The 26,294-nt window shown below is 70.7% G+C and carries 29 protein-coding genes; 6 read left to right on the top strand and 23 right to left on the bottom strand.

What is annotated here, in order from left to right; translation table 11 throughout:
• Positions 1-35: 35 nt before the first annotated feature.
• Positions 36-1,316, bottom strand: a complete 1,281-nt coding sequence (locus NQ151_RS10825) for a serine hydrolase domain-containing protein (RefSeq protein ID WP_257507720.1) — start codon at positions 1,314-1,316, stop codon at positions 36-38.
• A gap of 79 nt (positions 1,317-1,395) precedes the next feature.
• On the opposite strand from NQ151_RS10825, the gene NQ151_RS10830 reads away from it, so the two are divergent.
• Together NQ151_RS10830 and NQ151_RS10835 are read left to right on the top strand one after the other, a co-directional pair.
• Positions 1,396-1,704 (top strand): DUF2470 domain-containing protein, encoded by a 309-nt coding sequence (locus tag NQ151_RS10830; RefSeq protein WP_257528090.1) that lies wholly within the window; start codon positions 1,396-1,398, stop codon positions 1,702-1,704.
• Between the two features lie 72 nt (positions 1,705-1,776).
• The gene (locus NQ151_RS10835; protein WP_257507308.1) at positions 1,777-2,433 is read left to right on the top strand and encodes a biliverdin-producing heme oxygenase; all 657 of its coding nucleotides are present in this window, start codon (positions 1,777-1,779) and stop codon (positions 2,431-2,433) included.
• Positions 2,434-2,532: 99 nt separating this feature from the next.
• On the opposite strand, the gene NQ151_RS10840 is transcribed toward NQ151_RS10835, so the two are convergent.
• Complete coding sequence (locus NQ151_RS10840; protein WP_257507307.1) at positions 2,533-3,882, bottom strand: ATP-dependent DNA helicase; 1,350 nt, start codon at positions 3,880-3,882, stop codon at positions 2,533-2,535.
• Between the two features lie 110 nt (positions 3,883-3,992).
• On the opposite strand from NQ151_RS10840, the gene NQ151_RS10845 reads away from it, so the two are divergent.
• On the top strand, positions 3,993-5,123 hold the full coding sequence (locus NQ151_RS10845) for a hypothetical protein (RefSeq protein WP_257528091.1): 1,131 nt from the start codon (positions 3,993-3,995) through the stop codon (positions 5,121-5,123).
• A 99-nt stretch (positions 5,124-5,222) separates the two neighbouring features.
• Here the strand turns inward: NQ151_RS10845 and NQ151_RS10850 are convergent, their stop codons facing one another.
• From NQ151_RS10850 to NQ151_RS10930, 17 genes are all read right to left on the bottom strand, one after another.
• On the bottom strand, positions 5,223-7,217 hold the full coding sequence (locus tag NQ151_RS10850; RefSeq protein WP_374113772.1) for a bifunctional copper resistance protein CopD/cytochrome c oxidase assembly protein: 1,995 nt from the start codon (positions 7,215-7,217) through the stop codon (positions 5,223-5,225).
• Between the two features lie 97 nt (positions 7,218-7,314).
• Positions 7,315-7,602, bottom strand: coding sequence for an HU family DNA-binding protein (locus NQ151_RS10855; RefSeq protein ID WP_257507304.1), 288 nt, complete (start codon positions 7,600-7,602; stop codon positions 7,315-7,317).
• Positions 7,603-7,896: 294 nt separating this feature from the next.
• Positions 7,897-8,202: a 30S ribosomal protein S14 gene (rpsN, locus tag NQ151_RS10860; protein WP_257507303.1), complete on the bottom strand. Its 306-nt coding sequence runs from the start codon at positions 8,200-8,202 to the stop codon at positions 7,897-7,899.
• A gap of 3 nt (positions 8,203-8,205) precedes the next feature.
• Entirely contained in the window at positions 8,206-8,376 is a 171-nt protein-coding gene (rpmG, locus tag NQ151_RS10865) for a 50S ribosomal protein L33 (protein ID WP_005051772.1), read from the bottom strand.
• Complete coding sequence (rpmB, locus tag NQ151_RS10870; RefSeq protein ID WP_257494552.1) at positions 8,376-8,612, bottom strand: 50S ribosomal protein L28; 237 nt, start codon at positions 8,610-8,612, stop codon at positions 8,376-8,378. Before rpmB ends, rpmG begins: the two co-directional genes overlap by 1 nt.
• A 273-nt stretch (positions 8,613-8,885) precedes the next feature.
• Positions 8,886-9,548 carry a DNA-3-methyladenine glycosylase gene (locus tag NQ151_RS10875; RefSeq protein ID WP_257528092.1) on the bottom strand — a complete coding sequence of 221 codons (663 nt, stop codon included), beginning with the start codon at positions 9,546-9,548 and terminating at the stop codon, positions 8,886-8,888.
• Positions 9,545-10,960, bottom strand: a complete 1,416-nt coding sequence (locus tag NQ151_RS10880) for a hypothetical protein (RefSeq protein ID WP_257528093.1) — start codon at positions 10,958-10,960, stop codon at positions 9,545-9,547. The genes NQ151_RS10875 and NQ151_RS10880 overlap by 4 nt, the downstream gene beginning before the upstream one ends.
• On the bottom strand, positions 10,950-11,789 hold the full coding sequence (locus tag NQ151_RS10885) for a TIGR03943 family putative permease subunit (RefSeq protein WP_257528199.1): 840 nt from the start codon (positions 11,787-11,789) through the stop codon (positions 10,950-10,952). The genes NQ151_RS10880 and NQ151_RS10885 overlap by 11 nt, the downstream gene beginning before the upstream one ends.
• Positions 11,790-11,841: 52 nt before the next feature.
• On the bottom strand, positions 11,842-12,888 hold the full coding sequence (locus NQ151_RS10890) for a permease (protein ID WP_257507718.1): 1,047 nt from the start codon (positions 12,886-12,888) through the stop codon (positions 11,842-11,844).
• Positions 12,889-12,899: 11 nt separating this feature from the next.
• Positions 12,900-13,331: a Fur family transcriptional regulator gene (locus NQ151_RS10895; RefSeq protein ID WP_257507300.1), complete on the bottom strand. Its 432-nt coding sequence runs from the start codon at positions 13,329-13,331 to the stop codon at positions 12,900-12,902.
• A gap of 57 nt (positions 13,332-13,388) precedes the next feature.
• Entirely contained in the window at positions 13,389-14,258 is an 870-nt protein-coding gene (locus NQ151_RS10900) for a metal ABC transporter permease (RefSeq protein ID WP_257528094.1), read from the bottom strand.
• Complete coding sequence (locus NQ151_RS10905) at positions 14,255-15,082, bottom strand: metal ABC transporter ATP-binding protein (RefSeq protein ID WP_257507298.1); 828 nt, start codon at positions 15,080-15,082, stop codon at positions 14,255-14,257. The genes NQ151_RS10900 and NQ151_RS10905 overlap by 4 nt, the downstream gene beginning before the upstream one ends.
• Positions 15,079-16,029: a metal ABC transporter solute-binding protein, Zn/Mn family gene (locus NQ151_RS10910; RefSeq protein WP_257528095.1), complete on the bottom strand. Its 951-nt coding sequence runs from the start codon at positions 16,027-16,029 to the stop codon at positions 15,079-15,081. The genes NQ151_RS10905 and NQ151_RS10910 overlap by 4 nt, the downstream gene beginning before the upstream one ends.
• A 185-nt stretch (positions 16,030-16,214) precedes the next feature.
• Positions 16,215-17,540: a dihydrolipoamide acetyltransferase family protein gene (locus NQ151_RS10915; protein WP_257528096.1), complete on the bottom strand. Its 1,326-nt coding sequence runs from the start codon at positions 17,538-17,540 to the stop codon at positions 16,215-16,217.
• 30 nt (positions 17,541-17,570) lie between these two features.
• Entirely contained in the window at positions 17,571-18,554 is a 984-nt protein-coding gene (locus NQ151_RS10920) for an alpha-ketoacid dehydrogenase subunit beta (RefSeq protein WP_257528097.1), read from the bottom strand.
• Positions 18,551-19,678, bottom strand: coding sequence for a thiamine pyrophosphate-dependent dehydrogenase E1 component subunit alpha (locus tag NQ151_RS10925; RefSeq protein WP_257507294.1), 1,128 nt, complete (start codon positions 19,676-19,678; stop codon positions 18,551-18,553). The genes NQ151_RS10920 and NQ151_RS10925 overlap by 4 nt, the downstream gene beginning before the upstream one ends.
• Positions 19,679-19,770: 92 nt before the next feature.
• Positions 19,771-20,880, bottom strand: a complete 1,110-nt coding sequence (locus tag NQ151_RS10930) for a histidinol-phosphate transaminase (protein ID WP_257528098.1) — start codon at positions 20,878-20,880, stop codon at positions 19,771-19,773.
• Between the two features lie 86 nt (positions 20,881-20,966).
• Between NQ151_RS10930 and NQ151_RS10935 the strand changes: the two genes are divergently transcribed.
• Positions 20,967-21,359 (top strand): phage holin family protein, encoded by a 393-nt coding sequence (locus NQ151_RS10935; protein WP_257507292.1) that lies wholly within the window; start codon positions 20,967-20,969, stop codon positions 21,357-21,359.
• Here NQ151_RS10935 and NQ151_RS10940 read toward each other — a convergent pair.
• Both NQ151_RS10940 and NQ151_RS10945 read right to left on the bottom strand, forming a co-directional pair.
• Positions 21,331-22,659, bottom strand: coding sequence for an alpha/beta hydrolase family protein (locus tag NQ151_RS10940; protein ID WP_257528099.1), 1,329 nt, complete (start codon positions 22,657-22,659; stop codon positions 21,331-21,333). The two genes, NQ151_RS10935 and NQ151_RS10940, sit on opposite strands and share 29 nt — an antisense overlap.
• Positions 22,656-22,928 carry a hypothetical protein gene (locus NQ151_RS10945; protein ID WP_257528100.1) on the bottom strand — a complete coding sequence of 91 codons (273 nt, stop codon included), beginning with the start codon at positions 22,926-22,928 and terminating at the stop codon, positions 22,656-22,658. Before NQ151_RS10945 ends, NQ151_RS10940 begins: the two co-directional genes overlap by 4 nt.
• Positions 22,929-23,042: 114 nt before the next feature.
• Here NQ151_RS10945 and NQ151_RS10950 point away from each other — a divergent pair, with 114 nt between their 5' ends.
• Entirely contained in the window at positions 23,043-23,549 is a 507-nt protein-coding gene (locus NQ151_RS10950; protein ID WP_257507289.1) for a low molecular weight protein-tyrosine-phosphatase, read from the top strand.
• Between the two features lie 35 nt (positions 23,550-23,584).
• The gene (gene purB, locus NQ151_RS10955) at positions 23,585-24,970 is read left to right on the top strand and encodes an adenylosuccinate lyase (protein WP_257528101.1); all 1,386 of its coding nucleotides are present in this window, start codon (positions 23,585-23,587) and stop codon (positions 24,968-24,970) included.
• A 243-nt stretch (positions 24,971-25,213) separates the two neighbouring features.
• On the opposite strand, the gene NQ151_RS10960 is transcribed toward purB, so the two are convergent.
• Positions 25,214-25,549, bottom strand: a complete 336-nt coding sequence (locus NQ151_RS10960; protein ID WP_257507287.1) for an amino acid transporter — start codon at positions 25,547-25,549, stop codon at positions 25,214-25,216.
• Positions 25,546-26,202 (bottom strand): acyl-CoA synthetase, encoded by a 657-nt coding sequence (locus tag NQ151_RS10965; protein WP_257507286.1) that lies wholly within the window; start codon positions 26,200-26,202, stop codon positions 25,546-25,548. The genes NQ151_RS10960 and NQ151_RS10965 overlap by 4 nt, the downstream gene beginning before the upstream one ends.
• Between the last annotated feature and the right edge of the window lie 92 nt (positions 26,203-26,294).

A 26,294-nucleotide genomic window follows, 5' to 3' on the forward strand; every position in this document is an offset into this window, starting at 1 on the left:
CACCGCGACGAATACTCACTCGGCAGCGCGAATACTCACTCGGCAGGCGCGCAGACGGCGGCGGCGGCGATGGTCTCCGCGTACTGCTCGGCCGTCCACGGCAGGCCCGCGGGCGGCGCGGTCTGTCCCGACGCGGCGGGCGCCTTCGAGGCGATCGCGGCGAGCTCCCACGCCAGGTAGGCGCCGATGTTCGCGTTCGCGGTGGAGTTGTTGAGCACCACGGCAACCGTCATCCCGGTGTCCGCATCGGCGAATCCGCCGGTGATGTAACCGGGCACTGCTCCGAACTGGCCGACGAGCGACCCTGCCTGGTAGGCGCCGCCGTCGGCGGTGAACCAGGCGGGGGCATCCGCGGCGGCGGGCAACGGCGCCGCGAAGCGATCCTCAGCGCCCGGCAGCGCGCCGGTCGCGAGGGCCTGCAGGTACACACCCAGGTCGTCGATGTCGGAGATGACACCGGATGCCGTGTACCCGGCGCTCGAGGACAGTGAGGTGTAATCCGCAGGTTCGGCGCAGTTGACAGCGCCTTCCGGGGTGTTGTGCGAGAACAGGCCGTGCAGCATCGGCGTCTTCGCCTCGGCGAGGTCGGACGTCCCGGCGGGAAGCACGGTGTCTTCCAGTCCGAGCGGGTCGGTGACGTACTTCTCGTACATCTCCGCCGCACTCATGCTCGTCGCCCGCTCCAGAGCGAGACCCAGCAGCACGTAGCCGGTGTCGGAGTCGGCGAAGGCCGCCCCCGGCGCTCCGGTGCGGGCGGCACCCATGCCGTACGAGGCGAGTTCCTTCGGGCTCCACGTGCGTTCCGGCGTGGCCATCAGCCGCGGAGTGATGGTGCCGGTGAACGGCGCCACCCCGCTCGTGGAGTCGCACAGCTGCTCGAGGGTGACGTCCTCGTAGCCGGTCATGCCGGTGATCCACTCGGTCACCGAGTCATCGCGCGAGACGGTGCCGGCCGCCGCGACGGCATCGAGCACATCGCACGTCATCGCACGCGTCACATTGCCCACCCGGAAGCGCATGTCGGTGGTGACTTCCTCGCCGCCGGGAGTACTGGAACCCAGCCCCGCCACCCAGCTGCCGCTCCACGGCGCCCAGACACCGACGATGGCACCGGTCGACCCTGTCGCGACCATGGCCTGCTCGACGGCACCCTGCAACTGCTGCTGGGTCTCGGCGGGCAGCACCGCATCCACCTGCTCGGGAACCTCGGGCACGACTGAGGCGCCGTCGCCGGAACAGGCGACGAGCACGAGCGCGACCGCGACCGCACCGGCGATCGCGGTCGCAGCGCGTCGTGCGCGGCTGTTGTGCGGCATCTCCACCCCCGAAAACATCCTCTTTGAATTCAAACACACGGCGAGCGGCCCTCCCGCACGCCTCACCTAACCTGGGTGGATGCCGCACACCTTCGACGACGCCGCTCTCGCCGGCGTGCTGGGTCACATGAACGACGACCACGCCGCCGACAACGTGCTGATCGCGCGCGCTTTCGGCCCGGCCGACACGACGGATGCCACGATGACCGGGTTCGACGGCGACGGCGGTGACTGGATCGCGGTGCGCGCAGACGGATCGAGCGCGCCGGTGCGGGTCGGCTGGCCCGGTGGCCCGATCACCGAACGACGCGACGTGCGCCGGGAGATCGTGGCCCTGTACGACGCTGCGTGCGCGGTGCTGGGGATCGAGCCGCGCCCTCACGACTGAGGTGCGGCCGCCGGCCTCCGGCCATCCAAAAAGCTTCAGGTAAGCTGAGCCTCATTGCGCTAGCATGACGCCATGGCCGAGCCGATCCAGTTCTCCACCGCGCTGCGCGAGCGTTCCACGGGCGCCCACTCCGGCAGCGAGAGCGCCGGCTTCATGGCCGACCTCATCAAAGGCGACGGCACCCGCGATGACTACATCGCCCTCGTGGTGCAGCACTGGTTCATCTACGAGGCGCTGGAGCGGGCCGCCGACCGCATGAAGGCCGACCCGGTGGCATCGGTGTTCATCACCGACCGACTCACCCGCCTGCCCGCGCTCGAGGCCGACCTGGAGTTCCTCATCGGCCCCCACTGGCGCGAGACGGTCACGCCGCTTCCCACGACGCGGCGCTACGTCGACCGCATCAACGCCGTCGGTGCGACGTGGGCCGGCGGGTTCGTCGCCCACCACTACACGCGGTACCTCGGCGATCTGTCGGGCGGGCTGTTCATCGGCAGGCTGATGGCCCGCCGCTTCGGGTTCGACACGAACGGCATCGGGTTCTACCTGTTCGGCGACATCGCCGACCCGAAGGGGTTCAAAGACGTCTACCGCGCGCAGCTGGACGACGCGCCGTGGGATGACGCCGAGAAGGAACGGGTCATCGACGAGGTGCTGCTGGCGTACCGGTTCAACACCGAGCTGTTCGAGGACCTGGGCCGCGCCAAGTCCGGCATCCTCGTCGCCTGATCCGCCCGCCCCCTCGCTGAAACGACAGCTGGTCGCCGAGACAGTGGGAAACGACCACCGTCTCGTCCACCAGTAGTGGTTTCACGGTCTGGGGTGGGCTCAGGCCCCGGGGCGCATGAACCGGCGCACGTCGGGGTCGACCCGGATGTCGCTGGGACGCAGCGGCCGCGTCAGGTACAGCCCCTCCAGGCTCGTCAGCCGTGAGAGCGCGACGTAGGTCTGCCCCGGCGCGAACGCGCCCGACCCGAGGTCGACGATCGCCCGCTCGTAGGTCTTGCCCTGCGACTTGTGGATCGTCACGGCCCACGCCAGCCGCAGCGGGAACTGCGTGAACTCCGCGACGATGTCGCGGGAGAGGGATTTGGATGCCGAGTCGTAGGCATACCGGAACCTCTCCCACACGGTGGGTTCGACGTCGTGCTCCTCACCGTCGACCTCGACGCGCACGGTCGCCCCGGCGATGCGCGTGACGGTGCCGATCGTGCCGTTGACCCAGCGGGGCGGCTCGCCGAACCCGCCGACGTCGTTGCGCAGGAACATCACCTGCGCGCCGACCTTGAGCTGCAGCTCCATCTCGGCCGGGTACGCCGCGTCGCCGCGGCCGAAGTCGCCGCTCACGTCGGCGCGGGCGGTCTGCACAGTGCCGGGGAGCGCATCGAGGTGGCGCTGGTTGATGCGGTTGACGATGTCGTTGCGGGTCGCCAGCGTGATGATCGGCGGCTCATCCGGTCCCGGCTGCGGCGGCCGCCGCGCTCCCGCGGTGTTGAGGACCTCTGCCATGTCGGCGGTGACCACGCCGTGGCGCACCGCGTTGAGCAGGATCTTGAACGTCGGGTCGGACTGCCGGTGGATGTCGCGCAGCTCGCGGATGTTGAGCTTCGCGCCGTGGCGCCCCAGGTCGATCAGACCGCTGTCGGCATCCGATTCCCCTGCCCACACGTGTGCGTCGAAGAACCAGAACGACCGGTAATGGTCGCGGACGTAGCGCATCTCGTCGCCGCGGGGCGGCACCGGCGCCAGCTGGTACGGGTCGCCGAACATGACCACCTGCGCGCCGCCGAAGGGTTCGCTGCGCCGGCCGCGCGCCTGACGCAGCGACCGGTCGATGGCATCCATCAGGTCGGCGTTGACCATCGACACCTCGTCGATGACGAGCGTGTCGAGGGCGTTGAGGATGCGCCGCGTCTGGTCGGGCTGGTCGAGGTCGCCGCCGGCGATCAGGCCGATGGGGAGGCGGAACAGCGAGTGGATCGTCTGACCCTCGACGTTGAGCGCGGCGACGCCGGTGGGGGCGCACACGGCGATCTGCTTGTCGGTGTGCCAGGCCAGGTGACGCAGCAGGGTGGACTTGCCGGTTCCGGCCCGCCCGGTGACGAACACGTGCTCGCTCGTGTCCTCGATCAGCCGGAACACCGCTTCCTGTTCGTCGGAAAGGGGCGGCGTACTCACCGATTCATGCTCGCACACCCCCGGGGCCTTCAGATCCGCTGTCAGCGATGTGCCGCGTCACCTGGGAAGATGCCCACACCGAATCGTGGGGGAGTTCCTAGACTGAAGGCATGGATCAGGGGGTGGCCGTACCGGCCCGCGCACGCGCGCGCGACACCGCGCTCCCTTCCTCCGACACGGATGCCGCGACCGGGTCGGCCCGCTCGCGCCGCAGTCGCTCCCGCTTGGCGCTGGACCTCGCGCTCCTCGCCGTCGTCGGCCTGCTGCTGCTGGGCGCGATCGGCGCGACCGCAGGCGCCCTGTACACGCAGTTCTACAGTCCGACGGCGTTCGTCAGCCGTTACCTCTCGATGCTCAGCGAGGGTCGTGCCGCCGACGCGCTCGAGGTGCCGGGTGTGGGGGTGGATGCCGCCGAGCTCGAAGCGGCGGGCCTGCCGCCGACGGCATCCGATGCGCTGCTGCGCCAGTCGGCCCTGGCCGAACTGAGCGACATCCGCGTCGTCTCCGAGGAGACCGACGATGGCGTGGCCAAGGTCACCGTCGCGTTCGACGCCGGCCCCTATCCCGGCACGACGACCTTCCGGGTGGAACGCGACGGCTGGATCGGCGTCGCGCCGGCCTGGCGGTTCGCGCAGTCCCCGCTCGCAGTGATCGACGTCACCGTCCACGGGGCCATGCAGTTCACCGTCAACGGGTTCGAGCTGGACAAGCGGCAGGTCTCCCCCGACGGCGCGGAGGCCGACCCGGCCGCTGCGGTGCCGCTGCTGGTGTTCTCGCCCGGCGTCTACTCGGTGTCCGTCGACACCGCCATGGCGACCACCCCGGGTGTCGCGGTGCTGTCGGACACGCCAGAAGCCGGCATCCCGATCCAGCTGCAGGCGCAGCCCACCGAGGAGTTCATCCGGGTCGTGCAGGAGAGCGTCGACGAGTTCCTCGCTGACTGCGCGACGCAGCAGGTGCTGCAGCCCGCCGGCTGCCCGTTCGGGTTCACGGTGCGCAACCGCATCGACGAACTGCCGCAGTGGTCGATCCCGCATACCCCCGTCGTCGCGATCGAGCCCGACGGCGCCGGGTGGAAGATCCCGGTGACCGATGCCGTCGCCCACATCGAGGTCGACATCCGGTCGCTGTTCGACGGCAGCGTGCGCACCGTCAGCGAGGACGTGCCGTTCCAGCTGACCGGCACGATCACGGTGCTGCCCGACGGCACCGCATCGATCGCCGTCTCCGCCGTCGAGTGAGTATTCACGCTCCCGAGTGAGTATTCACGCTCCCGAGTGAGTATTCACGCTCCCGAGTGAGTATTCGTCGCGCCGGCACCGCCAGCGGATGCCGCCGTGTCAGCGCCCTGCCCGCTCGCGGCGCGCGTCGCGCTCGGCCAACTGCGCGAGCCGCTCGTTGTACTCGTTCAGCTCGGCCTCGCCGGTGCGGTCGGCCTGGCGGTCGCGCCGCTTCTGCATCCGCTCGTCGCTGCGGCTCCACTGGATCGCGACGACCAGCGCGAGGATGAGGGTTGGGATCTCCCCCACCGACCACGCGACGCCGCCGCCGGCATACTGATCCTCCAGCGGCGTCTGACCCCAGGTGCGACCCATCGCTCCGAACCACTCGGCCACCATGAGCCCGGATTGCATCATGATCGCGATGCCGAAGAACGCGTGCATCGCCATGACCGCGATCAGGGTGACCAGGCGGAACGGATACGGGTAGCGGTAGGGCACCGGGTCGGCGCCGACGAGCGACAGCGTGAACAGGTACCCGGCGATGAGGAAGTGCGCCACCATCCACTCGTGGCCGATGTGGTCGTACAGCGACCACCGGAACAGGTCGGTGTAATAGAACACCCACAGCGACCCGATGAACATGGCCGCGGCGAACAGCGGATGGGTCACCACGCGCGAGAACGGGCTGTGCACGGCCCACAGGATCCACTCCCGTCCGCCTCTCGTGCCGTCGTCGCGCTTGCGGATCGCCCGCGCGGCGAGTGTCACGGGAGCCCCCGACACCAGACACAACGGGATGGCCATCGACAGCAGCATGTGCCCGACCATGTGCACGCTGAACAGGTAGTCCTGGTAAACGTTGATCGGCCCGCCGGTGACCCACAGCAGCAGCGCGAGCCCGGTCAGCCACAGCACGGTGCGGTAGATGGGCCACGTGTCGCCGCGACGGTGCAGGCGGATGACGCCGGCGACGTAGAAGAACGCCCCGAACGCCACGGCGAACGCCCACAGCAGGTCGATGTCCCACGCGGTGAACCACCGCTCGATGGTGAACTCCGGCGGCAGCGGCGCCCCGGTGAGGATCTGCGCGGGGGTCAACGCCGACGGCAGCGACGTGTCCACCGGCGGGGGCGTGCGCGCGAGCGCCGCGGCTGCGCCGCTGGCGATCCCCATGAAGGCGAGTTCCAGACCGATGAGGCTCCAGAAGCGGCGCGACGCGGCATCCTCGCCGCTGCCGCCCATACGGCCGATGAGCCGGGTGCGGTACCAGGCGCCGAGCACGCCGAGTGCCACGAGTGCCACGATCTTCACCACCAGCACGATGCCGTACGGCGAGGTGAGCAGCTCGAGCGTGATGCCGCCGGCCACCGCCCGCGCCGTGCCGGAGACGGCCACCACCACGAACGCCACGAGCGCGAGCGATGAGTACCGACGCAGCACGTCGGTCATCTCGCCGCGGGTGAGCACGGGCCGCACGATCACCATCAGCACGAGCCCGCCCAGCCACACCGCGGCAGCGATGATGTGCAACGCCAGGGCCATGACGGCGGCGCTGTGGTTGGCGTCGTCGCCGGAGTGGCCCTGCGTGGCCATCGGAACGAGCGACGCGATCGCGAGGATCGCCACCAGCAGCGTCGGCGTCCAGGTGCGCACCGCGAAGGTCAGCACGGTCAGCACGGCGCCGGCGACGGTGGTCAGCAGCCAGGCGCGGCCGAGGTCCTGCTCGATCAGGAAGCGGCCCAGTTGCTGACCGAACTGCGCATCGGCGCTGGGGGTGGATCCGAGGGCGTTGAGCACGGTGAAGAAGCCCGTGACGCCCGCGGAGACGGTGAAGACGGCTGCGCCGATGGATGCCGCATCCAGCGCGGCGTCGAACGCGCGGGTGCCCGCCCGCAGGGCGTAGAGGGCCACGACGAGCGAGCCGACCATGATCGCGGCGGACAGGTTCACGGTGAGCTTGGCCACCGGGAGCCCCCACCGCACCACCGGGCCGGGATCCCCCAGTCGCAGCGGCTCCGCGCCGCCCGCGAACGCCAGGCCCCACAACAGCACCGCGACGGCCGCGACCACGAGGATCGCCGGACCGGCGAAACGCAGGGCTCGGGAGTTCACCATCCAAGCCTACGGCGGCATACCGAAGGGGGATGCCGCGCGCCAGGCATGCAGAAGGGGGATGCCAACAGCGGCATCCCCCTTCGTAGCGCTGTCGTTACTTGACGGCTGCCTTCAGCTTGGAACCAGCGGTCACCTTGACGCGCTTGCCGGCGGCGATCTTGATCTCTTCACCGGTCTGGGGGTTGCGGCCCGTGCGAGCCGACGTGGCGACCTGCTCGAAAGCGATCCAGCCGGGGATCGAGACCTTGCTGCCCTTGGCCACGGCCTCGGCGACGGTCGAGAAGAGCGCGTCGAGCACGCCGGAGACGGCGGCCTGGCTCTGACCGGTGGCGCTGGCGATGCTCGCGACGAGCTCGGTCTTGGTGATGGACTTGTCAGCCATTGGGGTGTCCTCCAAGGCGGCGACAGCCGCCTTCTTGTCCTTCGGACCGGAGGCATCTGCCCCCGGGCTGGTCAGTTCGACCGAGCCCGAATATACCCACGATCCGCGGAATTACGCGGATTTACGGCCATCCGCGGTCACATTCACCGGCGTGTCGCAGGGGAATGGTGACGGATGTGGCTGTTGTGGCCCCTGCCGACACCGAAAACGGGCGCATTCCGGTGCCCATCGGGCATGCGAAAGGCCCGGAACTCCGAGGAGCTCCGGGCCTTCGATGCAGTCAGCGACCGAGTGTCACCAGGACGACTTGGTCACACCGGGCAGCTCGCCACGGTGAGCCATGTCGCGGAAGCGCACACGGGAGATGCCGAACTTTGTGAGGTTTCCGCGGGGGCGACCGTCGATGACGTCGCGGCTGCGCACGCGCACCGGCGACGCGTTGCGCGGCAGCTTCTGCAGGCCGACGCGAGCGGCTTCGCGCTGCTCGTCGGTGGACTCCGGCGACACGAGCGCCTTCTTCAGCTCGGCGCGCTTGGCGGCGTAGCGGTTCACGACCACCTTGCGCTGCTCGTTGCGCGCGATCTTGCTCTTCTTAGCCATGGATCAACGCTCCTCTCGGAATTCGACGTGCTTGCGGATCACCGGGTCGTACTTCTTCAGCACGATGCGGTCGGGGTTGTTGCGGCGGTTCTTGCGCGTGACGTAGGTGTAACCCGTGCCAGCAGTCGAACGCAGCTTGATGATCGGACGGACGTCCTGAGCCTTCTTGGCCATCAGAGCTTCACACCCTTCGCGATCATGTCTTTCACTACCGACTCGATACCCCGGACATCAATCACCTTCATGCCCTTGGCGGACACGTTGATGGTGATCTTGCGGCCGAGCGAGGGCACGAAGTAGGTCTTCTTCTGCACGTTCGGGTCGAAGCGGCGCTTCGTCCGGCGGTGCGAGTGCGAGATGTTGTGACCGAAGCCGGGAACAGCTCCAGTCACCTGGCACACTGCTGCCATGTGATTTCTCCTTATACCGTGGCACCGGACGGTGCCACCCAAGATCCCTTGTCTGCACCCCGCGCTCGACCCGGCCGATGAAGGCCGGCGATCGAAAGTGGGGCGCGAACTGCGTGCTGGAGTGCGCGCAGACGAAGAGTCAGTCTAGCACGGGCGGGCGTGTCGCCTTGACTTGCGGCGTCCACGGGCAGTCGCGGTCGCGAGCGTAGGAGATGGGCCGAGCGTAGGACGGATGCCGCGGCAGATCTCCTCCCTCCGCCACATCTCCTACGCTCAGCGCGCGGGTCCCGCGCCCCGGCCCCACCGGAACGCCGACACCGTCGGGTCGCCGGCGATCCAGAACCGCCACGGGTACGCCGCGGTCCCCGCATCCCCGGCCACCCCCACGCGGGGCCCGGTCGCCGCATCTGCCAGCGGCTCGACGGGAAGCAGCAGCCGCGCGACCGCGCCGTGATGCGGGGCACCGGTGACCGCGTCGATCCCGTCGTGCAGCGGGTGGCGCAGCCCCACGGCGTCGCCGAGGCGCCCGGGCCCTCGTGCGAGGTCGCGGTCCACGCGTGCGGCGGGACGGCGGCGCCTCGCGGCATCCACCCCCTCCACCACTTCGCCGCCGCGCAGCAGCACACCGCCGGCCACCCCCTCGGGAGCGCAGACGACGTTGACACACGAGTGGATGCCGTGACTCAAGTACACGTACAGGTGCCCAGGCGCCCCCCACATCGTCGCGTTGCGGGGCGTCGGCCCCATGCGCGCGTGTGATCCGGGGTCGGGCACCTCACCGGTGCCGCGGCCGTGGTACGCCTCGACCTCGGTCAGCCGCACCGCGACCGTCTCGCCCGCCGCCGTCACCTGCAGCACCCCGCCCAGCAGCCGCGGCGCCACCTCGAGCGGCAGGCCGGCGAAGTCCTCGCGGGTGGCGGGGCGCAGGCGCGTCATTGCGGCGGCACCTGGCACCACGACACGTCGAAGCCGGTGAGGGCGACCACCGGCTCGCCGTCGTCGAGGCTGACGATGTGGGTCTCGAGGGCCTCCGGCAGCGGCACGTCGTACATGTCGTACGGATTGGACACGACATCAGGCGCCACGAGCACGGCCGTGTAGCGGCCGCTGGGCGACACACAGGTCTGCAGCACCGCATCGTCCCCATCGACGTCGAACACCGGCCGCGCCGCGCCGACGGTGTCGACGACCTCGACGCTGCTGGCGACGGGGGTGAGCCCGTCGAAATGGGTGACCGTCTGCAGCGTGCCGACACCGCCGGGAAGCGGCAGCACCAGGCTAGGACGGGTGTCGGATACCGCCAGCGGCAGCGGCGCCTCGACACCGTCGGCGAGATTGAGCAGCACCATGCCGTCGGGGCGCTCGATCGCCGCCAGCGGCGTCCCCCGCGCGATGCCGTCGATCGCCAGCGCGGAACCCAGTTCGACCGCGTCGGCGCCGGAGGAGGCCGACAGCAGCAGCCGGCTGTCGAAGGTCAGCACGAGCAGCGCGTCGGTGTCGGGCACGAAACGCCAGTCGGCGACCCGCTGCTCGTCGCCGGCGACCGTGACCGCGACCGGATCGGCATCCGGATCCTGCAGCGACGCGGTGTACAGCACGCTTTCGGCACCCCCGCCGGCGCCGACATCGGCGGCGGTGTAGAGGTAGCCGACGAGCTCGCCCCGATCGGCGCTCTGCAGGTTCGTCACCCGGCCGTCGCCGGGCAGCGTGAGCTCGGCGGCGTTGCCGCCGTCGAGGTCGGTCACGATGAGGGCGGTCTCGTCGTCCTCGAGCACCGACACGACGAGGTGGCTCGCGGTGGCGCGGAAATCCTCGATGTGCGGGTGCTCGAACACCGGCACCGCCTGCTCGCCGGTGAGGTCGGTGCGAAAGACGGTGTCGCTGTCGCCGGAGCGGCGCAGCAGGAACAGCTCCAGCGGCGGGGTGCGGATCGTCTCGACGACGTCGGAGCTGGGTCCCCCGCCGACCGACTGCAACCCGTCGATGCGCACGGTGTACTCGGTGTCGTCGTGCAGCGGCAGACTGAACCGCACCCCGACGCTGCGTCCCGAGGTGTCGACGGTGAAGGGCGTGGCAGGAGTGACGGTGACCTGGTCGGGGTCGACCTCCTCCAGGGACCGGGTCGTGGTGATGATCACCCGCGATCCGGATGCCGCGACCGCAGCTTCGGGGTCGGACTGCACGTCGGTGACCCGCGGCCCCTGCAGACCCGCGATCGCGGCGCCGCCGAGTCCGGCGACCAGCAGGATGCCGGCGACGATCGCGAACGCCGTTGTGAAGGCACGCCGGCGCCGGGCGCTGCTGCGCGCGTCGCGGCCGCCCCTGCGCCTCGCGGCGTCAGTACTCATAGGGGTCCGCCGGCTCGTCGATGGGGGTCACCTCGGATGCCGCGATCGCCAGTGTGCCGTCGTCGGCGGCGCTGACCGTGCCGCTGACGGTGACCCACTGGCCGGTCTGCGGAGCATCGCCCACGCGCACCGGCACGCTCGCCGATTGCGCGTCGATGACGCAGTGCGTGATGACGAGCCGGGTGAGGCTGAATCCGCCGTCGCCGCCGGGGGTGACGAAGCCGGTGAGGGTGACCGCGTCACCCTCGAACGCGTCGGGGTTGGTGGCCGAGGCGAACACCGCCGCCCACTCCCCCACCCCGAACGTGCCGGTGTCCCCGGTGGTGGCAAGGGCGAGGGCGTCGGCGCCCTGGAACAACGGAGCCGTGCCACTGTCCCGCGACATGGCCAGTTCCGCCGACAGCGACGCGGGGGGCAGCACCAGCATCGCGCCGACGACGCCGGTGGCCAGCACGCCGCCCACGATCGTCGCGGCCGTCGCCGCCGACCGGCCGAACCCGGCCGCCACGACCGCGTCGTGATCGACGGTGGCGTCGTGGTCGGGGTCTGCGCGGCCGTGATCATCGGCATCCACTGCGTCAGGACGCCGCACTGCGTGATCGTGCCCGTGATCGTGCCCGTGATCGGCTTCGGCGCCGAGCGGCAGCGCGCAGCTCGCGATCGCGCCGACGAGCGCGAGCACGGCGAAGGAGACGGCGAACCAGGCGGTGTCGGGGTTGATGTACAGCCCGATGCGTCCGGTGACCGCCAGCACCACGGTCACCGCCGCCACCCCGGCGGCCAGCCCCACGCCGAGCCAACGCGTGGCGAGGGCCTGTCCGCGGGTCAGGTGGTCGGGGTGCAGGTCGCGCCGCAAAGAGCGGTCGCGGGTGAGCGTGGAGCTAGACAAAGAGGTTCACCGCCGTTCCGAGGGCGAAGGCGAACAGCACCACCACGACCGTCATCCCCACGAGCACCGGGGTGCGGAAGGTAGTGCGCAGCAGCGCGAGCATCTTCACGTCGACGATGGGGCCGACGATGAGGAATGCCACGATCGCGCCGGGGGTGAACGTCGACGCGAACGACAACGCGAAGAACGCGTCGACGTTGGAGCAGATCGACACGATCATCGCCAGCGCGATCATCGCGGCGATCGACAGCGCCGGGTTCGAGCCGATCGCCACCAGTGCCTCGCGCGGGACGAGCACGTGCACCGCGCCGGCCAGCGCCGACCCGAGCACGAGAGCAGGCATGACCGCGCGCAGCTCGACGACGAACTGCGCGAGGCTCCGCCGGCCGCGGCCGCTGTGGTCGAGCGTGACGAGTTCGCAGGTGTCGCGGAAGCGCGCGGTGACCAGGCCGTCCGGGTCGGGGTGCAGGCTGTACAGCCAGCCGATCAGGTTGGCCACGAGGTACCCGCCGACGAGGCGGGCGATCAGGATGCCGTCGTCGAAACCGAACGCCTGGTGGGTCGTGATGATCACGATCGGGTTCACGATGGGAGCCGCGATCAGGAACGTCAGGGTCTCCGGCACGCTGAACCCGCGCATCATCAACCCGCGCGCGAAGGGCACATTCCCGCATTCGCATACGGGGACGAGCATGCCGAGCAGGGACAGTACGGCCCGTCGCGCCCACGCGCGTCGCGGCATCCATCTCTCGATCAGACCGGGCGGCAGCCACACCTGGATCACGATGGACAGCACCACACCCAGCACGACGAACGGCAGCGACTCGATCAGCACGCTGATCGCGAGCGTCAGGCCGTCCTGCGCGCGGGTGGGAAGCGGGGTGGCGGCCGGGGCGAGCGCGGCGATCGCGAGCAGCACGGCGATGGCGGCGGTGCCCAGCCCCAGCGACACGAGCAATCGTGTGCTGCGGGCCGGCTCCGGGCGGGCGGTGCGGGCGGTGCGCGGCTGGCGCGTGCGGGCGGTGCGCGGCTGGCGCAGGCGGGGGCTCGTCACGCGAGCGGTTCCTTCGCGACGGCATCCGTCGTCTCGGCCTGCGCGGCGGTGCACTGCGCGCACACACCGAAGATGTCAACGATGTGCTCGGCCTGCGTGAAGCCGTGCTGCGCCGCCGTGCGGCGCGCCCACTGCTCGACGTCGGTCGCGGCGATCTCCACCGTGCGGCCGCAGCGGCGGCAGATGAGGTGATGGTGGTGCCCGCTGGAGGTGCAGGCGCGGTACAGCGCCTCCCCCTCGGGGCTCTGCAGCTGGTCGGCGTCGCCGGTGGCGGCGAGCCCGGCCAGGGCCCGGTAGACCGTCGCCAGCCCGATGCCGGTGTTCTCGTCCCGCAGCGTCGCATGCAGGGTCTGCGCGCTCACGAAGCCGAGAGCGTCGGTGAGAGCTTCGCGCACCCGCTCCCGTTGCCACGTATTGCGCTGAGCCATGCGTCCGATTCTAGGTGGGCTGTGCGCAGAGGCGCCTGAGAGTGCGGATTGCGCCTCTCACCGGGCCGTCGCCGCGCGCACGACGCGGCCGCGGCGGCTGCCGACGATGCGGCATCCGATATAGATGAGGAACGAGATCGTGGTGATGTAGGGGCTCACCGGGAGGGTCCCCATGACGGCGAGCAGGATGCCGCCGACGGCGGAGACCACCCCGAACACCGCCGCCAGCAGCGGCACCGACACCGGTCCGGTGGCCACCCGCATCGCGGCGGCAGCGGGAGTTACCAGCAGTGCCATCACCAGCAGGGCGCCGATGATGTGCACGGCGACGGCGACGACCAAGCCCAGCAGCAGCATGAAGACGAGGGAGACGGCCGTGGTCGGCACCCCGCGCGCCGCGGCTGACTGCGGGTCGAGCGAGTCGAAGCGCAGCGGCCGCCAGATCACCAGCAGGCCGATCAGCACGAGCGCGCCGATGCCGATCAGCCAGCCCAGCTGCGCCGATTGCACCGAGACGATCTGCCCGGTGAGCAGGCTGAACCGGTTGGCGCTGCGGCCGTCGTACAGCGACAGGAACAGGATGCCGAGCCCGAGCCCGAACGGCATGAGCACGCCGATGATCGAGTTGCGGTCCCGTGCCCGGGCGCCGAGCCCGCCGATGATCGCGGCGGCCGCGAGCGACCCGACGATCGACCCGGTGACGACGTCGACGCCGATGAGCAGGGCCGCCGCGGCGCCGGCGAAAGACAGCTCGCTGATGCCGTGCACGGCGAAGGCCATGTCGCGCTGCATCACGAAAACGCCGATGAGCCCGCCGACGAGGCCGAGCACGGCACCGGCCCACACCGAGTTCTGCACGAGGGCGAGGATCGCCGCATAGTCGGCGACGCCGCCGAAGAGGGCATCCCCGATGTCGGACCAGTTCATGCGGATGCCTCGTCGTGGTGGTGATGGTGGGAGACGTCGGCGTCGGGGGCGCCGACGACGACCAGCCGGCCACCTGCCCGCAGCACCGAGATGGGTGCGCCGTACAGGTTGCTGAGCACCTCCGAGGTGAGCACCTCGTCAGGGGTGCCGAGGGTGAAGCGGCCGCCGGCGATGTAGAGGATGCGGTCGACCGAGCCCAGCACCGGGTTGATGTCGTGGGTCACCAGCAGCACCGCGGCATCCGTCCGTCGCCGGTACCCGTCGATGAGGCCGACCACGCCCTGCTGGTTGGCAAGGTCCAGGCTCGTCAGCGGTTCGTCGCACAGCAGCAGGAGCGGTTCGTCGGCGAGGGCCTGCCCGATGCGCAGGCGCTGCTGCTCGCCGCCGGAGAGCAGCCCCACCGGGCGGTCAGCGAAGTCGCGTGCGTCGACCGCGTCGACGAGCGCCTCGACGCGCGCCCGGTCGCCGCGGCGCGGAAAGGGGAACCCGAAGCGGTGGCCGTCGATGCCGAGAGCGACCAGGTCCCGACCGCGCAGCGCGGTCTCCGGTGGAAGCGGCCGCTGCTGCGGGATGTAGCCGATGGCGCGGTTGCCGCGGCCGCGCACCGGACGCCCGAGCGCTTCGATGCTGCCCGCGCTGAGCGACTCGAGCCCGAGGATCGCCCGCAGGAGCGTGGTCTTGCCGGATCCGGACGGGCCGAGGACGGCCAGCAGTTCGCCCGGCTGCACCTCGAGGTCAAGGCCCGCCCACAGCTCCCGGTCGTCGCGGCGCAGGGCTGCCCCGGTGATGCGCAGCGGCGCGGTGCCGGCGGGCGGGGTGCTCACGAGTCCAGCGCCGTGGCGAGGGCTCGGATGTTGTCCTGCATCCACTCAATGTACGTCGTGCCGTCGGGGAGCGTCTCGGTGAACTCCACCACCTCGATGCCGGCGGTCTCGGCCGCATCGATCGTCTGGGTCGTCTCTGCGCCGCCGGTCTGCGCGTTGGCGATGACCACGCGCGCGTCGCCGGATGCGATGACATCCAGCGCCTGCAGCAGGGTGGCGGGAGGCACGTCCTGGCCCTCTTCGACGGCCTGACTGAACGCGGCGGGGGTCAGGTCGGTCAGTCCCGCGGCAGTGATGAGGGAGACCGGGGCGGGCTCGGTCACGAAGACGCCGTCCCCGCCGTGGGCCGTGGCGACCTCGGCGAGTTCTGCTTCGAGCTGCTCGATCTGCGCGGTGAAGTCCGCCAGGTTCGCCTCGAACACGGCGCCGTCATCGGGGCTGAGTTCGGTCAGCTCGGCCGCGATCGCCTCGGCGACATGGACGACCGTGCGCGGGTCGTACCAGACGTGCTCGTTGAAGCCCTCGACATGCTCGTGGTCGTGGTCGTCGTGCTCACCGCTGTCATCGTGGGCGGCGTCGCCGCTCCACTCCTGCGAGAACTCGACGGCGGTGAGCACCGGCGCCTCGGAGCCGGTCGCCTCGATGAGCCCGTCGATGAACGCGTCGTACCCGCCGCCGTTCTCGAGGATGAGGTCCGCACGCTGGATCGTCAGCTGATCGCGGGCGCTGGCCTCATAGGAGTGCGGGTCCTGCGACAGCGACGAGACGATGGAGGTGACTTCCACGGCATCCCCGCCGATCTCCTCCGCGATCTGCCCGTACACGCTCGTCGAGGCGACGACCTGCAGCGTGCCGTCGTCGGTCGCGGTGGCGTCGCCGGCACATCCCGAGAGCGCGAGGACGGATGCCGCGCCGAGCGCGACGGCGGTGAGGGTCTTGCGGGCCATGCATCCAGTGTACCCGCTATTGATAATCGTTCTCACGCCGGGTCGGTCACGAGCGTAGGAGATGGGCCGAGCGTAGGACCGACCCCGTGGGAAATCTCCTACCCCGGCCACATCTCCTACCCTCGCGACAGGGCGGGGGCGACGAGCGACGGATGCCGCGGCGGCGGTCAGTGCCGCGGCGGCGGTCAGTCCAGCAGCAGCGCGGGCTCTTCGAGGACGGATGCCACATCGGCGACGAACCGGCTCATGCCGTCGCCGTCGATCACGCGGTGATCGAACGAACCCGACACCGTCGTGACGAAGCGGGGCCGCACCTCGCCGTCGACGACCCACGGCTTCTGGCGGATCGTGCCCATCGCGATGATCCCGGATTCGCCCGGGTTGATGATGGGGGTGCCGGCATCCATCCCGAACACGCCGATGTTGGTGATCGTGATCGTGCCGCCCTGCTGGTCGGCCGGCGACGTCTTGCCCTCGCGGGCGGTGACGGTCAGCCGCTCCAGCGCGCGGGCGAGGTCGCGCATGCTGAGGTCCTGCGCGTCCTTGATGTTCGGCACCAGCAGGCCGCGAGGCGTGGCCGCGGCGATGCCGAGGTTCACGTAGTTGCGCACCCGGATCTCGGCGCCGTTGTCGGTGTCGACCCACGCGGCATTGACCATGGGCGTGCGCCGCACCGCCCAGATGACGGCGCGGGCGACGATCAGCAGCGGGGACACCTTGATGTCGGCGAAGTCCGGCGAGGCCTTCAGGCGCTTGACCAGCTCCATCGTGCGGGTCGCGTCTACGTCGGTCCACACCGACACGTGCGGCGCGGTGTACGCCGAGCGCACCATGCCGCTCGCGGTGGCCTTGCGCACGCCCTTGACCGGGATGGTCTCCTCGCGGTCACCGGCAGGAGGCACCGCCACCGGGATGGTCTGCTCGCGCACCTCGGGCAGCTCCGGCGTCTGCAGGTTGCGGAACACGCTCGCCTGCGACGCCTGGGCGAGCACGTCGTCACGGGTGACCTCGCCTGAGGGACCGGTGGGGGTGACGGCGGACAGATCCACGCCGAGGTCCCGGGCGAGCTTGCGGATCGGGGGCTTGGCGACGACGCCGACCGAGGCGCGCACCTGCTGCTGCGAGGCCTCCGGCGTCCGCGGACGCCGGCGCGACGCGACCGCGCCGCCCGTGCCGTAGCCGACCAGCACCGCGCCGCCGCCTTCATCGGATGCCGCCGGCTCGCCGTGCTCGGAGTGTCCGACGACGGCGGGGGACGCGTCGGCCGCACCGACCGGGTCGATCGTGATGATGGGCGCACCGACGGCGACGGTGGTGCCCTCGGGCACCAGCAACTCGCCCACGGTGCCCGCGAACGGGGACGGCAGCTCGACCAGCGACTTGGCGGTCTCGATCTCGACGATCACGTCGTTGACGGCGACGGTCTCCCCCGCCGCGACGCGCCACTGCACGATCTCGGCCTCGGTGAGTCCTTCACCGACGTCGGGGAGGACGAAGGTCTGCGTGCTCATGCGTTTCCTTTCGCAGCGGCCCGATCGGTCTCAATGAGAGAGCACGCGATCGACGGCCTCGAGGATGCGGTCGGCATCGGGAAGATAGACGCCCTCGAGCTTGGCGGGCGGGAACGGCACATCGAACCCCGATACCCGCAGCACCGGTGCCTCCAGGGCGTAGAACGCCCGCTCCATGACGGTCGCGGCCACTTCCGACCCCACCGAGGTGAAGCCGGGGGCTTCCTGCGCGTAGACCATGCGGCCGGTACGGCGCACCGAGTCGAGGATGGGTCCGTAGTCGATGGGTGACAGCGAGCGAAGGTCGATCACTTCGCAGGACGTCCCCTCACCTTCGGCGAGCGCGGCGGCCTGCAGCAGTGTCGTGACCATGGCGCCGTGGCCGACCAGGGTGACGTCGGTGCCACGGCGGACGACCCGTGAGGCGTGCAGCGGCACGGCGCGGGCCGACGTGTCGACCTCGCCCTTGGCCCAGTACTTGGCCTTCGGCTCCAGGAAGATCACCGGGTCCGGCGAGGCGATGGCATCCTGGATCATCCAGTACGCGTCGTTCGCGGTGGAGGGCGACACGACCCGCAGGCCGGGCGTGTGCGCGAAGTAGGCCTCGGGGCTCTCCTGGTGGTGCTCGACCGCGCCGATGTGCCCGCCGTAGGGGATGCGGATGACGACGGGCATCTGCAGGGCGCCTTCGGACCGGTTGGTGAGCTTGGCCAGCTGCGTGGTGATCTGGTCGAACGCGGGGAAGACGAACCCGTCGAACTGGATCTCGATGACGGGACGGAACCCGGCCATCGCCAGCCCGATCGCGGTGCCGATGATGCCCGACTCCGCCAGCGGGGTGTCGAGCACCCGGCGGTCGCCGAACTCGGCCTGCAGTCCTTCGGTGACGCGGAACACCCCACCCAGGCGCCCGATGTCCTCGCCCATGAGCAGCACGTGGTCGTCGGCGGCGAGCGCGGCGCGCATCCCGGCGTTGAGGGCGCGGCCCAGCGGCATGACGGCGGTGTCGGTCATGACGGGTCCTCCTGGAAGGATGCCTCGTAGTCGGCGAGCCAGCGGCGCTGCTCGTCCACGAGGGGGTGCGGCTCGCTGTAGACGTGCGCGAACATCGATTCCGCCGGGATGGTGCCCAGCGCATTCGTGCGGGTGCGCACGTCGTCGGCCATCGCCTGGGCTTCGGCATCCACGTCGTCGAACAGCGCATCGCCGGCGCCCCGCGCCTGCAGGAACGCCCGCATGCGCACGATCGGGTCGCGCTGGGTCCACGCCGCCTCCTCGTCGGAGGTGCGGTACTTGGTGGGGTCGTCGCTGGTGGTGTGCGCGCCCATGCGGTAGGTCATCGCCTCGATGGCGCGGGGGCCGGCACCGGCACGCGCCTGGTCGAGCGCGAGCTTGGTGACGGCGTAGCTGGCGAGCACATCGTTGCCGTCCACGACGATCGAGGGCATGTAGCCGGCGGCACGCAGGTGCAGCGGCGTGCGCGACTGGGTGGCCACGGGCACCGAAATGGCCCACTGGTTGTTCTGCAGGAAGAACACCTGCGGGCTCTGATAGCTCGCCGCGAACACCATCGCCTCGTGCACATCGCCCTGGCTGGACGCGCCGTCGCCGTAGTACACGATGACCGCTTCGTCGCGGTCAGGGTCGCCGGTGGCAGTGCGTCCGTCGAACACGAGACCCATGCCGTAGCCGGTCGCGTGCAGCGTGTGGGCGCCGAGGACGAGCGTGTAGGGCCGGGCGTTGCCGTTCTTCGGGTCGGCCGGATCCCACCCGCCGTGCGTCAGCCCGCGCATCATGCGGATGATGTCGACCGGATCCACGCCGCGGATCGTGCACACGACGTGCTCGCGGTACGACGGGAAGATGTGGTCCTGCGCCCGCGCGGCCCGCGCGGAGCCCACCTGGGCTGCTTCCTGCCCGAACGAGGGCGGCCACAGTGCGAGCTGCCCCTGCCGCTGCAGGTTGGTCGCCTGCCGGTCGAACGCCCGGCTGATCGCCATGTCACGATAGAACCGCTCGAGATCGGCATCGTCGAGCGCGTCGACGATCTCGAGGTAGGGCTCCGCGGCCGGTGTCGGCACGAACGACCCGTCGGCCGCAAGGACGCGCACGAGGCCAGGATCGTCGGGCGGGGTCATGCTCCTACGCTAACGTGCCCCGTCTCGGGCCTTCCGCACGGGATCCCACAACGGATCCCATGTTTCGCGGTGCTTCGCCCACAGCCGCGGGATCAGCGCGTACGCGCCGGATGCCCCTCCGGCAGCAGTGAGATGGCGGATGCCGCGACCTCCAGGACCGTCGGGATGCTCTCTTCCTCACCGACCGAGATGCGCACCCCGTCGCCGGCGAACGGCCGCACGATGAGGCCAGCTTCCTCGAACCGCGGCGCCACGTCGAGGGTGTGCTCCCCGGTCGGTAGCCACACGAAGTTGCCCTGGGCGTCGGGGATGTTCCACCCCGCCGCGCGCAGGCCGGCCGCGAGCCGATCACGGCGATCGGTGAGTACCGCCACCCGGGCGATCAGTTCGTCCTCGGCGTCGAGGCTGGCAAGGGCCGCCCGCTCCGCCTGGGCGGTGACCGACAGCGGGATGCCGGTGGTGCGCGCGGCATCCAGAATGCGCGGGTGCCCCACCCCGTAGCCGATGCGCAGCCCCGCGAGCCCGTACGCCTTCGAGAACGTGCGCAGCACGACGACGTTCTGGTGGCCGGCGGCGAGCACGCGGGCACCGTCGACGGCGCTGGGGTCGGTGACGAATTCGGCATACGCCTCGTCGAGCACGACCAGCACATCACCGGGCACTCTCGCCAGGAAGGCGTCGAACGCGGCCTGCGTGACGATCGGGCCGGTGGGGTTGTTGGGGCTGCACACCAGGATCAGCCGGGTGCGGTCGGTGACCGCCGCAGCCATCGCGTCGAGGTCGTGGGTACCGTCGGCGGCCAGCGGCACCGCCAGCGCCGTTGCCCCGGCCACCGCGGCCAGACCCGGGTAGGCCTCGAACGAGCGCCACGCGTACATCAGCTCGTCGCCCGGTCCCGCCGTCGCCAGGGCCAGCTGCTGCAGGATCGACACGCTGCCGGCGGCCACATGCACGCCGTCGACGCTCACCCCGAAGCGCGCTGCGAGCCGGGCGCGCAGGCGCGCCGCGGATGCGTCGGGGTAGCGGTTGACGTCCGTCGAGGAGCGCAGCGCCTCGATCACGCTGGGCAGCGGCTCGAACGGGTTTTCGTTGCTGGAGAGCTTGAAAGCGTCGGCACCGGCCTGCTTGCCCTGCCGGTACGGCGGGAGTGCAGCGATCTCGGGGCGGATGCGAACGGGCGCGGGCGAGGGGGCCTCTGTCACGAGAGGAGCCTACAAGCGCACACCGCCGGACCTGTCATCCGCGATTTCCTGGGCGGCCGGCCACGCCGCATGGCACACTGCAAGGCATGCGTTTCATCATCCGCGTAGCCGTCAACGCCTTCGCGATCTGGATCGTGACCCTGCTGCCCGCCCTGCAGGTCTTCGTCATCCCGTTCCCCCCGGGCGAGACACTGCAGCTCGTGCTCACCCTGCTCGCCGTCGCGGCGATCTTCGCACTGGTGAACACGATCATCGGCACGGTGCTGAAGCTGCTGGCCCTGCCGCTGTACATCCTCACCCTCGGGCTGATCTCGTTCATCATCAACGGGTTCCTGTTGTGGCTGACGGCGTGGATCACCTCCTTCTGGCAGTGGGGGCTGCGGGTCGAGGATTTCTGGTGGGGAGTGCTGGCGGCCGTGGTGATCTCGATCATCAACTGGATCTTCGGCATCATCCTGCGCCCGCAGCGCCGCGACTGACCCGTTCGTCGCGGCGGGCCGCCCCCCACAGGGTGGTGTCGACGGATGCCGCGGTCGAGAGGTCTGCGAACACGTCGCGCACCGCGTCCATCCGGGGATCGGTCGTGCGGTCGAGCATCCCCGCCGTCTGGGTGTACGCCGTCATCTGATGACTCGGCGCCAGCAGGTCGCCGAGGTCGGCCCGCGGGTCGGCGACCCGCTCGGCGACGAAGCTGCCCGCAGCCCCGGTGGGGGCCGCCAGTCCACCGCCGGTGAGCGCGACGACGGGATCGTCGGCGTGCCGCACCGCAACGCTCAGCGTCCCCGCGCCGACATCGGCGGCGACCGGTGAGCCGAAGGTGACCACGGTGCGGGTGTCGAACCCGCCCTCGGTCGCCAGGCGTGACGCGATCATGCCACCCTGCGAGTGCCCGAACGCGTGCACGGCGTCCCCCTCCCCGGCCCCCGCCGCCCGCAGCGCCTCGACGACCGACGCGAACGAGGCGGACGTCTCCCCGCCGTACAGCTCGAGGTTCGACCGCATGTCGAAGGGGTCCTCGCCTCCCGCGGTCGCGCTCTGCGTTCCGGCGATGTACACCGCGAACTGGCGCGTGCCGTCGGGCATCGTGTACTTCTCCACCCGCACCCGAGCCTCGCCCGCGCCGGGCATCCGCGCCGCCGCCTCGGCCAGCGACGCCGGTGCCGTCCCGCGGCCGTACTGCCGCAGCGGCACCGCGGTCACCGGTGGAGACGACCCCCGCAGCCGCTCCCCCGCATCGTTCGTGCCGCCGCCGTGCGCAGCGACGGCCTGCCCGAGCACCGGCAGCCCGACGGCGAGGGCACCCAGTGCCAGCGGGCCCGCCTGCATGCCCAGGGCCAGCACCTGACCACCGAAGGCGGCACCGGCATCGGCCCGCCACTGCGTCAGCGTGACCTCGGCGGCCCGCGCGGCGTCGGGGTCGGCGGTGCGGGCCAGCAGCAGCGCGACCCGCGCCCGCATGATCTCGGTGCTGTCACCCCCGGCCTCGGCCGCCGCCAGCTGCGCACGCAGCTCAACGATCTCGTACACCGCGGATGCCTCGCGCAGCCGGCCGGCGAGCTCGCGTGCGCGCTGCGCGAACCCCGCCACATCGGCCTCGATCGCGCGGGCCACGTCGTCGTCGGCGAACATCACCCCCGCCAGCTCAGCCGCGACCCCGGAGAACACCGCGGCCGCGTCGTCGAGCTCGGCGGCGACGAGGGTGAAGCCGGCCGCGGCGGCATCCAGCGATGCGGTGTCGACGGTGACCGGGCCGCCGCTGCGGATCTCCAGGTCGCTCACGGGTCGCCGCCGGAGAGCGAGTCGAGCATCCCGCGGGTGCGCAGCAGCCCGGCGCGCAGGCGCTCGATCGACCAGTCCAGCAGCGCGATGCCCTGCTGCCACGTGGCCACGGCGTCGCGGAAGGCCTGCGCCCCGGTCGACTGCCAGTCGGTGTCGTGGGCGAGCGCCGCCGCCCGCATCCGGATGCGCGCGAGGTCGTCCTGCAGCACGCTCAGGCGCTCCCGCGCGGCCTCGACCTGCGCGATCTCATCGTGGAAATACTCGGTCACCTTCTGACTCTGCCCACCCCACAGGGACCGGTGACGAGCGGCATCCGCCGATCCGGGAGGATCCGCCGGAAATCCGGCCTGTGCAGGGAACGACGATTTCGACATGATGGGGGGATGACCGTCGCCGTGGACCCGTTCCGCGTCGTCTTCGTCTGCACCGGCAATATCTGCCGCTCGCCTATGGCGGACATCGTGTTCCGCTCGTTCGCGCGACAGGCAGGACTCGAACACCGCGTCTCGTCGTGGAGCGCAGGTACCGGTGACTGGCACGTGGGCGAACGCGCGGATTCGCGCACCCTCGGCACCCTGGCCCGTCGCGGCTACGACGGCGAACGGCATCGGGCGCGGCAGTTCACCCAGCACGACTTCCACGAGGCCGACCTGGTCGTCGCGCTGGACCGCAGTCACGAGCGCATCCTGCTGGAGTGGGCGCTCACCCCCGACGACGCCGACAAGATCGCGCTGCTGCGAAGTTTCGACGCCACCGCGGGCGATCAGCTGGACGTGCCCGACCCCTACTACGCCGGGCCCGAGATGTTCGATGAGGTGCTCGGTATGATCGAGAGCGCGTGCCGGGCCCTCTTCCGGCAGCTCGAACCCGCGGTCCGTCAGCCCCGCTGAGCGATCTGTTCACCGCGCCAGCGATCGGAGTCTTCGTGTCCACGCCCCTCCCCCCTCAGCCGCTCAGTCCGCTGGACGGGCGGTATCGCACCGCCGTCGCCGGCCTGTCCGACTACCTCTCCGAGGCGGGACTCAACCGTGCGCGCGTCGAGGTCGAGGTCGAGTGGATCCTGGCGCTGACCGATCGGTCGCTGTTCGGCACCTCTCCGGTGTCGGAGGCCGACAAGGAGTCGCTGCGGGCCCTGTATCGCGACTTCGGCCAGGCCGAGATCGACTGGCTGGCCGAGAAAGAGGCCGTCACCCGGCACGACGTGAAGGCGGTCGAGTACCTGGTACGCGACCGGCTGTCCACGCTGGGCCTGGACGGCATCGCGGAACTGGCGCACTTCGCCTGCACGAGCGAAGACATCAACTCCGCCTCGTACGCGCTGACGGTGCGCCGCGCCGTGGAGCGGGTGTGGCTGCCGAAGCTGCAGGCCGTCATCGCGAAGCTGCGCGAGCTGGCGGTGGCGCACAAGGATGCCGCGATGCTCTCCCGCACCCACGGGCAGCCGGCGACCCCGTCGACGATGGGCAAGGAGATCGCCGTCTTCGCCTGGCGGCTGGAGCGGGTCGCGGCGCAGATCGCCGGCGGCGACTACCTCGCGAAGTTCTCCGGCGCCACCGGCACCTGGTCGGCGCACGTCGTCGCCGAGCCCGACGTTGACTGGCCCGAACTGTCCCGCACGTTCATCGAGGGCCTCGGGATCGGGTTCAACCCGATGACCACTCAGATCGAATCGCACGACTGGCAGGTGGAGCTGTACGACCGGGCACGGCACGTCGGCGGCATCCTGCACAACCTCGCCACCGACGTGTGGACCTACATCGCGATGGGGTACTTCTCGCAGATCCCGGTGGCGGGGGCGACGGGCTCGTCGACCATGCCGCACAAGATCAACCCGATCCGGTTCGAGAACGCCGAGGCCAACCTCGAGATCGCGGGCGGCCTGTTCCAGACCCTCGCGCAGACGCTCGTGACGTCGCGGATGCAGCGCGACCTCACCGACTCCACGACGCAGCGCAACATCGGCGTCGCCTTCGGGCACTCGCTGCTGGCGCTGGACAACCTGCAGCGCGGGCTCGGCGAGATCTCGCTGGCCGAAGACGTGCTGCTGGCCGACCTCGACGTCAACTGGGAGGTGCTCGCGGAGGCCATCCAGACCGTCGTGCGCGCCGAGATCGCCGCGGGTCGTTCGCAGATCACCGACCCGTACGCGCTGCTGAAGGACCTCACCCGCGGGCGCCGGGTGGGAGCTGTCGAGCTGGCCGAGTTCATCAGTGGCCTCGACATCGGCGACGCCGCGAAGGTGCGCCTGCTGGCGCTGACGCCCGCCGGCTACACCGGTCTCGCGTCCCGCCTGGTCGACGACCTCGGCTGACCGGGGCGGGCGCGCGGCTGCCCCGTCCCCCGTGACTTGGGTCGTCACGAACGTCCCCAACCCGCGCCGGACGGGGCCCTTTGCGGCGACGGAACCCACGGGCACCACTCTGGGTCGTCATGAACGTCCCCAACACGGGCCGGACGGGGCCCTTTGCGACGACCGAAGGCGTCGGCAGCCGGGCCGACGCCGGCAGTCGGCCGGTCGCTCGCGGCGGTCGCCGTCGGCAGCCGGGCCGATTGGCTAGCGGCGGTCGGCGCCGGGGGCCTGGTCGTCCCGGTCGCCCCGATCGGAGCGGTCGGTGCGCATCACCGGACGGTCGACCGGCTGGGAGACCTGGGCGGGGTCGACGACGAGGATCAGCAGCGCCAGCCCGACGAGCGTGACGATGAACGAGATGCCGGCGACGATCAGCGCGACCACGATCGCGCGCTCCACCTGCTCGGCCGGCCCTTCCTGCAGGGCCCCCATCGATACGAGGGTCACGAGGCCCCCGAACGCTGCAGCAGCGAAGGCGAGGCCCAGCAGCTGTACGGGCTTGAGCAGCTCGCGGCGGGTGGGGCGGGTGGGGTCGGTCACGACAGGCCTCCGGTTTCGGTGACGACCGGGGAAGCGGTGTCGGTTTCTGCACGCCGCGGTGAGAACCCGGCGATGCCGAGGTACACGCCGACGATCGCGGCGTAAGCGCCGAAGATGCCGACACCGATGGTCGTGCCGGTGAGGGTGAACCACTGGCCGGCGTCGTCGACGAAGTAGTCCAGCTGGTAGCCGGCCGGCACCGCGAGCAGTGCCAGGCCGAGCAGGATGGTCACCGCACCGACGACGATGGCATCGCGCGCATCGGTGACGGAAGCGCCCAACGCGCGGGCGCGGCGACGAGCGACGATGCCCGAAGCGAGTTCGGCGGCGCCGGTGGCCAGTGCCCACACGATGACGAGCGCGAAGAACATGGTCGACGTGCGCAGCCCCGCCACCCCGCCGAGCATGCCGGCGAGCATGGTCAGGATGCCGATGAGCACCGAGGTCCAGCGGCTCCCGGCCGGGAAGACCAGCCATGCCGACAGCAGCTGCACGAGCGCGGTCGCAACGGCGAAGCCGCTGAAGACGGCGAGCCCGACGGCGGCGGAGTGGTCGCCGGAGAAGGTGATCATGATTCCCGCGGTCAGCGCGAACAGCGCGCGCGCCAATTGCAGATGGCGCACGTCGAACGTGCGGGCGGGGGTGTCAGACACGGCGGAACTCGTAGGCTCGAGGAAACGGGACCCTCCCAGTGTAGGTCGTCCCCGCCGGGGAGACGGGCTGTCGTGGGGCGCCCGCGCTCCAG

Origin of the sequence: Microbacterium sp. zg-YB36, from assembly GCF_024623575.2 — a bacterium.
Taxonomy (GTDB): Bacteria; Actinomycetota; Actinomycetes; order Actinomycetales; family Microbacteriaceae; genus Microbacterium.

Excerpts from the sequence above, each read along its gene's own strand:
- rpmB (WP_257494552.1), bottom strand. The coding sequence starts at position 8,612 with ATGGCAGCAGTGTGCCAGGTGACTGGAGCTGTTCCCGGCTTCGGTCAC.
- NQ151_RS10880 (WP_257528093.1), bottom strand. The coding sequence starts at position 10,960 with ATGAGTACTGACGCCGCGAGGCGCAGGGGCGGCCGCGACGCGCGCAGC.
- NQ151_RS10920 (WP_257528097.1), bottom strand. The coding sequence starts at position 18,554 with ATGACCGACACCGCCGTCATGCCGCTGGGCCGCGCCCTCAACGCCGGG.
- NQ151_RS10915 (WP_257528096.1), bottom strand. The coding sequence starts at position 17,540 with ATGAGCACGCAGACCTTCGTCCTCCCCGACGTCGGTGAAGGACTCACC.
- NQ151_RS10855 (WP_257507304.1), bottom strand. The coding sequence starts at position 7,602 with ATGGCTGACAAGTCCATCACCAAGACCGAGCTCGTCGCGAGCATCGCC.
- NQ151_RS10935 (WP_257507292.1), top strand. The coding sequence starts at position 20,967 with ATGCGTTTCATCATCCGCGTAGCCGTCAACGCCTTCGCGATCTGGATC.
- NQ151_RS10835 (WP_257507308.1), top strand. The coding sequence starts at position 1,777 with ATGGCCGAGCCGATCCAGTTCTCCACCGCGCTGCGCGAGCGTTCCACG.
- NQ151_RS10830 (WP_257528090.1), top strand. The coding sequence starts at position 1,396 with ATGCCGCACACCTTCGACGACGCCGCTCTCGCCGGCGTGCTGGGTCAC.
- rpsN (WP_257507303.1), bottom strand. The coding sequence starts at position 8,202 with ATGGCTAAGAAGAGCAAGATCGCGCGCAACGAGCAGCGCAAGGTGGTC.
- NQ151_RS10895 (WP_257507300.1), bottom strand. The coding sequence starts at position 13,331 with ATGGCTCAGCGCAATACGTGGCAACGGGAGCGGGTGCGCGAAGCTCTC.
- NQ151_RS10910 (WP_257528095.1), bottom strand. The coding sequence starts at position 16,029 with ATGGCCCGCAAGACCCTCACCGCCGTCGCGCTCGGCGCGGCATCCGTC.
- NQ151_RS10825 (WP_257507720.1), bottom strand. The coding sequence starts at position 1,316 with ATGCCGCACAACAGCCGCGCACGACGCGCTGCGACCGCGATCGCCGGT.
- NQ151_RS10900 (WP_257528094.1), bottom strand. The coding sequence starts at position 14,258 with ATGAACTGGTCCGACATCGGGGATGCCCTCTTCGGCGGCGTCGCCGAC.
- NQ151_RS10950 (WP_257507289.1), top strand. The coding sequence starts at position 23,043 with ATGACCGTCGCCGTGGACCCGTTCCGCGTCGTCTTCGTCTGCACCGGC.
- NQ151_RS10845 (WP_257528091.1), top strand. The coding sequence starts at position 3,993 with ATGGATCAGGGGGTGGCCGTACCGGCCCGCGCACGCGCGCGCGACACC.
- NQ151_RS10925 (WP_257507294.1), bottom strand. The coding sequence starts at position 19,678 with ATGACCCCGCCCGACGATCCTGGCCTCGTGCGCGTCCTTGCGGCCGAC.
- NQ151_RS10875 (WP_257528092.1), bottom strand. The coding sequence starts at position 9,548 with ATGACGCGCCTGCGCCCCGCCACCCGCGAGGACTTCGCCGGCCTGCCG.
- rpmG (WP_005051772.1), bottom strand. The coding sequence starts at position 8,376 with ATGGCCAAGAAGGCTCAGGACGTCCGTCCGATCATCAAGCTGCGTTCG.